The sequence below is a fragment of the Noviherbaspirillum denitrificans genome (assembly GCF_002211445.1).
Classification (GTDB): Bacteria; Pseudomonadota; Gammaproteobacteria; order Burkholderiales; family Burkholderiaceae_D; genus Noviherbaspirillum; species Noviherbaspirillum denitrificans.
The window spans coordinates 1,261,104-1,269,644 of the sequence record NZ_LSTO01000001.1; the positions used below are offsets into that span (position 1 = coordinate 1,261,104).

Annotated in this window: 7 protein-coding genes and 1 pseudogene; 3 read left to right on the top strand and 5 right to left on the bottom strand. The window is 65.0% G+C overall.

Annotated elements, in window-relative coordinates; all coding sequences use genetic code 11:
* Positions 1-40: 40 nt before the first annotated feature.
* On the bottom strand, positions 41-1,270 hold the full coding sequence (locus AYR66_RS06300) for an alpha-hydroxy acid oxidase (protein ID WP_088706812.1): 1,230 nt from the start codon (positions 1,268-1,270) through the stop codon (positions 41-43).
* 109 nt (positions 1,271-1,379) lie between these two features.
* Between AYR66_RS06300 and AYR66_RS06305 the strand changes: the two genes are divergently transcribed.
* Positions 1,380-2,279 carry a LysR family transcriptional regulator gene (locus AYR66_RS06305; protein ID WP_088706813.1) on the top strand — a complete coding sequence of 300 codons (900 nt, stop codon included), beginning with the start codon at positions 1,380-1,382 and terminating at the stop codon, positions 2,277-2,279.
* Here the strand turns inward: AYR66_RS06305 and AYR66_RS06310 are convergent.
* Positions 2,274-3,947, bottom strand: coding sequence for an isovaleryl-CoA dehydrogenase (locus tag AYR66_RS06310; protein WP_234814823.1), 1,674 nt, complete (start codon positions 3,945-3,947; stop codon positions 2,274-2,276). The two genes, AYR66_RS06305 and AYR66_RS06310, sit on opposite strands and share 6 nt — an antisense overlap.
* Positions 3,948-4,050: 103 nt before the next feature.
* Here AYR66_RS06310 and AYR66_RS06315 point away from each other — a divergent pair, with 103 nt between their 5' ends.
* Positions 4,051-4,725: a TetR/AcrR family transcriptional regulator gene (locus AYR66_RS06315; RefSeq protein ID WP_206047081.1), complete on the top strand. Its 675-nt coding sequence runs from the start codon at positions 4,051-4,053 to the stop codon at positions 4,723-4,725.
* Complete coding sequence (locus tag AYR66_RS06320; RefSeq protein WP_088706816.1) at positions 4,722-6,002, top strand: diguanylate cyclase domain-containing protein; 1,281 nt, start codon at positions 4,722-4,724, stop codon at positions 6,000-6,002. Before AYR66_RS06315 ends, AYR66_RS06320 begins: the two co-directional genes overlap by 4 nt.
* Here the strand turns inward: AYR66_RS06320 and AYR66_RS06325 are convergent, their stop codons facing one another.
* The 3 genes and pseudogenes from AYR66_RS06325 to AYR66_RS29895 all read right to left on the bottom strand — a co-directional run.
* Complete coding sequence (locus AYR66_RS06325) at positions 6,003-6,233, bottom strand: hypothetical protein (protein WP_088706817.1); 231 nt, start codon at positions 6,231-6,233, stop codon at positions 6,003-6,005.
* Between the two features lie 74 nt (positions 6,234-6,307).
* The gene (locus tag AYR66_RS06330) at positions 6,308-7,681 is read right to left on the bottom strand and encodes a beta-barrel domain-containing protein (protein WP_088706818.1); all 1,374 of its coding nucleotides are present in this window, start codon (positions 7,679-7,681) and stop codon (positions 6,308-6,310) included.
* Positions 7,671-8,541, bottom strand: a pseudogene (locus AYR66_RS29895) (FHA domain-containing protein); the annotation flags it as partial. The pseudogene AYR66_RS29895 and the gene AYR66_RS06330, both read right to left, overlap by 11 nt.

Genomic DNA, 8,541 nt, shown 5'->3' on the forward strand with positions numbered 1-8,541 from the left:
AAGCAAGGGATGTCGCATGATGTCTCTCCTTTGTGTGTATTCAGCGGCGGATCAGGAAGCCGGCATCGAGTTCGTCGAGCCGGTTGATGCCGAGCATGGCCATGTTCCTGTCCACCTCGTCGTGCAGCAGCTGGATCGCGCGGCCGACGCCCGCGCTTCCGGCAACGGCGGCGGCATACATGAAGGGGCGTCCGGCGAAAACGGCACGGGCACCCAGGGCCAGCGCCTTGAGCACATCCGTGCCCCGCCGGATGCCGCCGTCGAGCATGACGGGCAAGTCACCGACACGGTCCAGCACATGTGGCAGCATGCGCAGCGCCGATGCGGCGCCGTCCAGCTGGCGTCCGCCGTGGTTCGACACGATGATGCCGTCGGCGCCCACGCTGCGTGCACGTTCGGCATCGTCGGGATGCAGGATGCCCTTGAGCACCAGCGGACCGCGCCATGCCCGGCGGATGCGTGCGATATGCGTCCAGTTCAGGTGTTCGCGGCCGGTAGTGTCGCGGATGGCCGTGCGCGACAGGATGGGCGCGCCGCGGGTGGCGAATGAATTTTCAAAATGCGGCATGCCTGTCGTGAGCAGGGTGCGCGCCAGCGTCCCGGCCAGCCAGCGCGGGCGCACGAGGCCATCCCACGCCAGGCGCAGGCTCGGGCGCAGCGGAGTCGAGAAGCCGGCCCGGATATTGTTCTCTCGGTTGGCCCACACCGGGATGTCGACCGTAACCACCAGTGTCTCGAAGCCTGCGCGTGCAATCCGGTCCACCAGGCCGTCGATGCGGGACTCGTCCGCAGGAAGGTAGGCCTGGAACCAGGTGCCGGGCGCCCTCGCCGCAACTTCTTCCATCGGAATCAGGGAGGTGCCGCTCATGATGGCGGGGATATTGGCCTGCAGCGCCGACTCGGCGAGCACGATGTCGCCGCGGTAGGCGGACAGCGCGCTGATGCCGACCGGGGCGATGCCGAAAGGGGCGCTGTAGTGTTTCCCGAACAGGCTGATGCCCTGCGACCGCTGCGACACGTCGACCAGGACGCGCGTCAGGAAACAGTATTCGTCGAAGGCCTCGCGATTGTCGTCCAGCGACCGGTTGTCTTCCGCTGCGCCCGAGATGTATCCGAACAGCGGGCGCGGAAGGTGACGGCGCGCCGCGTCCTCGAAGTCATCGAGGGAAAGAATGCGTGCGAGCTTCCGCGGCAGCGATGGTTCGGGTGCGTACGCCGCCCTGGGCGCCGACGCTTTCCACTGCCCCGCTTCCTGTACTTGCCCTGCCATGACCAACCTCCGCCCCGTTGCCGTTATGGAGGTCACTTTAGCCTTGCTAGCTGTTTCAAAAAAGCGAATTTATACTAAGATAGTATTTCGCTTTTTCGACAATAAAATAATGACGCTCAAACAGCTGGAAGCCTTTTACTGGGCGGCAACCTGCGCCAGTTTCGCAATGGCTGCGGAGCGGCTGCATGTCACGACGTCGTCGCTGTCGAAAAGGCTCGCCGAACTGGAAGAGTCGCTCGGCGTCGCGCTGTTCGACCGCACCGGCCACAAGGCGGTGCTGACGGATGCCGGCGAGCGCCTGCTGCCGCGCGCCAGCCAGATGCTGCTGGCGGCGGAAGAAACGCGCGCATCGGTGTCGGCGGATACGCGCATTGCCGGGCGCTGCCTGTTCGGCGTCGGGGAATTCAGCGCCCTCACCTGGCTGCCGCAGCTGGCGTCCCATGCGGCCCAGCGCTTTCCTGACCTGCGTCTCGAGCCGCATGTCGATATCGGGCGGGCACTGGACGAACGCCTGCTCAACGGCGCGCTGGATTGCGCGGTAATCGCCGGACGCTCGCCGCATGAATTGATCGCTTCGCACACGGTGGGCAAGGCGCACTTTGTGTGGACTGTCTCGCCCGCGGTCGCCGGCAAGTCGCAGCGGCTGACCGAACGCATGCTGCAAGCCCATCCGCTGGTCACCCTCCCGCAGGGCGCGGGAACAAGCCGCATCCTCGACGAATGGATGCTGCGCAATGACGTGGATCCGCCCTACCGGCTGAGCTGCAACAGCTGGGGCGCGATCGCCGGCCTGCTGATTGAAGGCGCGGGCATCGGATTCCTGCCCGAGGGCTGGGCGCACTCGCTGGCCAGGCGCGGCGACCTGCGGATACTGCAGGGTGCGCCCGCGCTCTCGCCCCTGGTCTATACCTTCCAGAAGCGCCGCAACGACGAGCGGCCGATGCTTGCCGAAATGCTCGCAGCAGTGCGCGCGACCATTGACTTCGCGCGGCCGCCGCGGCTGTTATGAAGCGGCCACTGAAGCGCGCCGGATGATGCGCGCGCAGTCGACACCGCGCGGCAGGTTGCCGTAGACCAGCCCGCTTGCCAGTCCGGACAGGCGCGACAGGCAGAACCCATCCGCCACCGCCTGGTCACCATGCCGCACCAGCAGCGCTCCCTGCAGTGCGAGCGCCATCTTTTCGACGATGGCACGTGCGCGGTATTCGATATCCGCGCGATCGGCGAAATCGTTTGCCAGCGATGCGACATGCTGGTCAAGGTAACGGTTGCCACCCGCGGCAAGCTTCAGCTCCGCCATGAAGACGTCGAGGGAGCCCGGCTCGCGCTGCATCGCGCGCAGCATATCGAGGCATTGCACGTTGCCGCTGCCTTCCCAGATCGAATTGACCGGCGATTCGCGGAACAGGCGCGGCATGATCGAGTCTTCCATCACGCCGCTGCCGCCGATGCATTCCATCGCTTCATAGGCGTGACCCGGCGTGCGCTTGCAGATCCAGTACTTGCCGACGGCCGTGCCCATGCGCACCAGGAGTTTTTCCGATTCGCTATCGCTGCTGTCGAGCGCGCGGGCGATGCGCATGGTCATGGCCAATGCGGCTTCGCTTTCGATGGCAAGGTCGGCCAGCACGTTCTGCATCAGCGGTTGCTCCGAGAGCAAGCGGCCGAAGGCGGCACGCTGCTCGCAATGGTGCAGCGCCTGTACCACCGCCTGCCGCATGCCAGCCGCCGAACCGATCATGCAGTCGAAGCGGGTCATCGACACCATCTTCAGGATAGTCGCGACGCCGCGCCCCTCCTCGCCGATCATTTGCGCCCAAGCGCCGCGCAGCTCCGTCTCGGACGAGGCATTGGCGACGTTACCCATCTTGTTTTTCAGGCGCTGGATCTGCAGCGGGTTCTTGCTGCCGTCCGGGCGCCAGCGCGGCAGCAGGAAGCACGACAGCCCGCCCGGCGCCTGCGCCAGCACGAGGAAGGCGTCGCACATCGGCGCCGACACGAAATACTTGTGGCCGACCAGTTCATACGCCTGCCCGGGACCGCCGCCGAGCGGAATCGCGCGGGTGGTGTTGGCGCGCACGTCGGAACCGCCCTGCTTTTCCGTCATCGCCATGCCGATCGTTACGCCTTCCTTCTGGCTGTCCGGCACGTTGCGCGGGTCGTAGCAGCGGGAAAGGATCTTCGGCTCCCACACTGCGGCCACCTCGGGCTGCAGGCGCAGCGCCGGAATCGCGGCCGAGGTCATGGTAATCGGGCAGCAATGGGCTGCCTCGACCTGGCTTTGCATGTAGAACTTTGCCGCACGCGCCACCTGCGCTCCTTCGCGCGGGTCGCTCCAGTGCGACGCATGCAGGCCGTGTTCGATGGATAGCTGCATGAGCCGGTGGTAGGCGGGATGGAAGCGCACCTCGTCCACGCGGTGACCATAGCGGTCGTGGGTGTACAACACCGGCTTGTTTTCGTTGGCCTGGAATCCGAGTTCGATCAACTCGCGCGAGCCCGTCAGCGCCCCGAACCCATGCAGCCCGTCCTCCGCCCAGCCGGCGCCTTCCCGGCCGACGGCTTCCCGCAATGCCCGGTCCGCGCCGTACAGGTTGTAGTCTTCCAGCGCGGTCGGTTGGTTCTCGACGCTGTGCGTCTCGGCGAAATAGCGGTTGCTGCTGTCGGCGTCGGCCATGGCGGTCTCCATCTCACTCAAGGTGTGAATTCATATTCATTTAATAGACAGAACTTCATCACGGGCCGATAACCCTGTCAAGCCTTTGCTTGTCGGAAATCTCGTGTCTCGGGTACACTGGACTGCCATCCCGACCGAACATCTCGCCATGGTTTACCGGCCGACCGAAAAGACCGAAGCGCGCAAAGCTGCCATGCGGCAGCGCATCCTGGACGCCTCGCTGCTGCTGGTGTCCACGGGCGGTTTCAGCGCTGTCACGATCAATGCCGTGGCAAAGGATGCCGGGATTGCCACCGGCGCCGTCTACAAGCACTTCGACTCGAAGGCGCAGTTATGCGCCGAAGTCTTCCGTAACGCCACCGAAAAAGAACTGGCCGTCGTTCGGGAAAATGCCCTGGCTGAAGGCGTGCCGTCGGTGCGCCTGCTCAAGGCGATCGAAGCCTTTTCCGCCCGGGCCATCCGCGGGCGCCGCCTCGCCTATGCGCTGATCGCCGAGCCGGTCGACACGCTGGTCGACACGGAACGCCTGCGCTACCGGCTTGCGTATGCGAACATTTTCCAGAAGCTGGTGGAAGACGGCATCGAAAGCGGCGAATTCCCGCAGCAAGCCGCATCGGTATCGGCCGCAGCACTGGTCGGCGTCATTTCCGAAGCCCTTGTCGGGCCGCTGACCTGGTCCGCCGGCAGCGAGAATGCCATCGACAAGACCGACCTCATCCGGTCCATCCAGGCCTTTTGCCTGCGCGCCGTCGCGGTCAGGGATCCTGCCTTCACATGATGAACAGACAGCTGCCCAACATCGTCGACCTGCTGCTCGATGCAGTGTTCCTGGTCGACAAGGAGGGGCGTATCGTCCATGTCAGTGCGGCGTGCGAGCACATCCTCGGGTACAAGCCGGAGGAGATGACGGGACGGATGATGATGGATTTCGTCGCGCCCGTGGACCGCGCAAAGACGCGCGCGGAAGCCGGCACGGTGATCGCGGGCGAGCAGCGCGTGGGTTTTGAAAACCGCTACATCCGCAAGGACGGCCGCCTCGTCCATCTGATGTGGTCCGCCCGCTGGTCGGAAGCTGATCAGCTGCGCATCGGTGTGGCAAGGGACGTGACGGAACGCCGGCGCGCGGAGGACATGCAGGCGGCAACTTACGCGATTTCGGAAGCGGCGCATTCCGCGACCGACCTGCCAGACCTGCTGCGTGAAATCCACTTTACCATTGCCCGCCTGGTGCCGGCAGCCGGATTTGCCGTCGCCCTGCATGGCTGCAAGGCGGGAGAACCGGCGCTGCCCTACCAGTGCGGCCTTTCCGGCGGCGATAGCGAGGTAGTGCGTGAACTGTGCGACGAGACGCTGCGCACTGGGGTCGCCGCCGAGCGCCCGGCGACTGACCACGGCAGTGAAGAATGGATCGCGATCCCGCTCCTTTCCCAGTCCGGCAGCTCGGGCGCATTGATCCTGAAAGGCTACCGCGAAACGCGCTATAGCGAAAAAGACAAGGAATTGCTGCAGTTCGTCTCGACCCAGGTCGCCACGACACTGGAGCGCAGGCGCCTGAACGAAGAACTGACGCGCGCGGCGCGCTACGACGACCTCACCGGCCTGCCGAACCGCCGCCTGTTCCAGGACCGCTTGCACTCGGCGATGGCGCGCGCCCGCCGGCATGGCGAGCGCATCGCTCTGCTGTACATTGATATCGACGGCTTCAAGCAGATCAACGATTCCCTCGGCCATGGCGCGGGAGATGTCCTGCTTGCCGAAATCGGGCTGCGGCTGCAGCAGTCGGTGCGCGAGGAGGATACCGTGGCGCGCCTGGGCGGCGATGAGTTCGTCGTGCTGCTCGAAGGCGTGCAGGTGCCCGGCGACGCGCTGCTCGTTGCAGAAAAAATCAGTGCGGCGATCAGTCACCCCGTCCTGCTCGACGGGCACATGCTGTGCGTGAAAGCCAGCATCGGCCTCGCCTTGTATCCCGACCATGGCGAGTCACAAGACAGGCTCCTTAGCCATGCCGACCGCGAGATGTACCAGGTCAAGAAGGCCCGGTCCGCGGGACTCTGATCATTCGGCGGAAAACTCCGCCGCAGCCTTGGCCGTCCACAACGCCTTGTTGTAGTTCTCGAAAGGCGCATCGTAGCTGTCGGTCTCGCCGTCCGGGCCGACGAAATGCGTCCACCAGCCATCCTCTTCCTCGACCAGCAGGATGTCGCCTTCCTTGCAGTGGGTTGCGACTGTCTCGTCGGGTTCCAGCGTCACGATGCGAACGCCGCGGTGGTTGATGATTTTTGCCATGAAGGATGTCTTCCGGGGAGCAAGATGATGGTGGCTTAGGTTGTGGCAGACGGCCAGAGTTCCCTGCCGAAAATTCACCCCCCCACCTGCCTGAACGGATCCAATGCCATATCGATAATCCTCCGCTCCCTCACCACGATTTCAGCCGTCGCCGTCATCCCGTACCGCAGCGGATACTTCGTCTCCCCCACCAAGTAGTGGTCCTGCTCCAGCGCCACCCTGCCCTCGTACACCGGCTGCTTGGTCTGCGGCGACGTCTTGGTTGCCGGCGAGATATGGTCCAGCGTACCGTTGATGACACCGTAGCGCTGGTAGGGAAAGGCATTGAACTTCAGCTTCACCGACAGTCCCTCCTTCAGGAACGCGCGGTCGTGCTCGGCGATCTCGATGCGCAGGATGGGACGCGCATCCTTGGGCGCGATGCCGCCGATCGGCGAATTGGCCTGTACCTTGTCGCCCGGCTGGGTGGTGGTCACATCGGTGATCACGCCATCCACCGGCGCCATGATAAGCAGGAAGTTATCCTTGTCGATATTCTCGAAGCGGATCCGCGCCGCCGCATCGGCGACCAGGCGTGCGGTCTGCACCTGCAGGCGCAGCTTTTCCTCGGCATTGGCGACTTCCTTCGCCGCTGCTTCGTACTGCAATTGCAGCTTGGTGAATTCCTGCCCGCTACTCTCCAGTTGCGCCCGCGCCTGGGTGAATTCCTGGCTCTGCCGCGCAGTCAATTCGGACACGCGCGACTGCGCCACGCGCAGCGCGTTTTCAGCCGCCTGCAAGGCGTTGCGCTTGCTCTCCACCTGCAGCTGCGACACGCCGCCGCCGCCCGTCATCGAAAACAGGCGTGCGTATTTATCCGCCTCCAGCTTGGCCGCGTCGCGCGCGCGCCGCGCTTCCTCGACATTGGTGCGTGCCTCCGCCAGCTGCGCGCGCTGGCTTTCGGCGAGCCTGCTGGTGCCTTCCGCGGCGCGCTTGGAGTGCTGGTGCTCTTCCAGTTCCATCGACTGCTTCAGCGCGGCGACCTTGCGTTCCATCAGCGCCTTGCGCTCGGGGAACTGCTTCCATTCGCGCTCGGCATCCTCCAGCTTGAGCTGCGCCTCGAGCGCATTCTTGGCCGCCTCGATGGCGCCGCGCGCGTTCAGTCGTGCCAGCGTGTCGCCCTTCGACACCGGCTGCCCTTCGGCGATGTAAAGGTTGGCCAGCTCGCCGTCGATCGGCGCGTAGAACCGGCGTACCTCGGACTCCGGCTGCAGCGCCCCCTGCGCGCTGACGATCACGTCGGCGGTGCCGATGAAAGACCACAGGAGCGCGGCGAACACCAGCGCAAAAACGGTAATCACGACAGCCTGCGTAAAGCGCCACGGCTCCGCGGTGAGCACGGAGATGCCTTCGGCGCTGTGGTCTTCCAGCGCCTCGATCAGTGGCCGCAGGCGGGCTTCATTGCTCATTGCCCGGTCCTCCAAGCAGTCCCAGTTTTTCCTTCAGCAATCCGGGTTCGAGCACCATGCGCAGGTCCTGCACAGCCTTGCGCTGCTGCTCGGCCTCGGTGCCGATCTCGTCGCGCAGCTTGTTCCACTGCGCGGGGTATTCGGCCCGCAGCTGGCGCGCGATCTGCACGCCCTGCTGCGCGCTCTGGCGCGCCTCAACCAGCAGCCGCGCCTGGTTGCGGAACTGGTTCGAAATGCCGGTTTCGAGACGTTGCGCGCCCTCGATCGGGCCGTTGTCCTGGTACTGCCGCCAGCGGGCGGCAGCACGGTTCATCAGCTCTTGCGCGCGGGCCAGCGCCTTGTCACGGATGCGGTTGATATCCTGTTCCATCGCCCGGATGAAATACACGTCGTCATCGGGGTCGAGCGCGCCGTACAGGCTGAGCAGCTTATCGTCGTAGTCGCGGCCGCCGCGCTGCTTCTGCAAGGCCGCATATTGCTCCACCACGGCTTTGCGGCGCTGCACCTGCGCATTGACGGATTTCGCCCATGGGCCGGCGTCGAGTTTTTCCAGGCCGGCGAACGCCGCATCCGCCTTGCCTTCGCGCCAGGCGTTGTTTGCCGCCTGGTACTGGGCGAGCAGGTTCGCGGGCGGCAACTGGCCGGCCGGTCCCATTGCCTTGTAACGCGCCTGGAAAGGCGGCGTGGCGAAGCGCGCCTTTTCCACGCGCGAGGACAGCCGCGCCAGGTTGTGTTCGCGGCTGGCATTGTCGATCTCGGTATAGAGCTGCAAGTCCTGGCGCACCGCGTCCAGCCCGCCGATGCGCGGGTATTTTTCCGCATATTCCTTCAGCAGCGGTTCCAGCGCGGCGGGCGTGTCC

Bases quoted from the DNA above. Each gene is read 5' to 3' on its own strand.
- AYR66_RS06305 (WP_088706813.1), top strand. From the start codon at position 1,380: ATGACGCTCAAACAGCTGGAAGCCTTTTACTGGGCGGCAACCTGCGCC.
- AYR66_RS06320 (WP_088706816.1), top strand. From the start codon at position 4,722: ATGATGAACAGACAGCTGCCCAACATCGTCGACCTGCTGCTCGATGCA.
- AYR66_RS06300 (WP_088706812.1), bottom strand. From the start codon at position 1,270: ATGGCAGGGCAAGTACAGGAAGCGGGGCAGTGGAAAGCGTCGGCGCCC.
- AYR66_RS06330 (WP_088706818.1), bottom strand. From the start codon at position 7,681: ATGAGCAATGAAGCCCGCCTGCGGCCACTGATCGAGGCGCTGGAAGAC.
- AYR66_RS06325 (WP_088706817.1), bottom strand. From the start codon at position 6,233: ATGGCAAAAATCATCAACCACCGCGGCGTTCGCATCGTGACGCTGGAA.
- AYR66_RS06310 (WP_234814823.1), bottom strand. From the start codon at position 3,947: ATGGCCGACGCCGACAGCAGCAACCGCTATTTCGCCGAGACGCACAGC.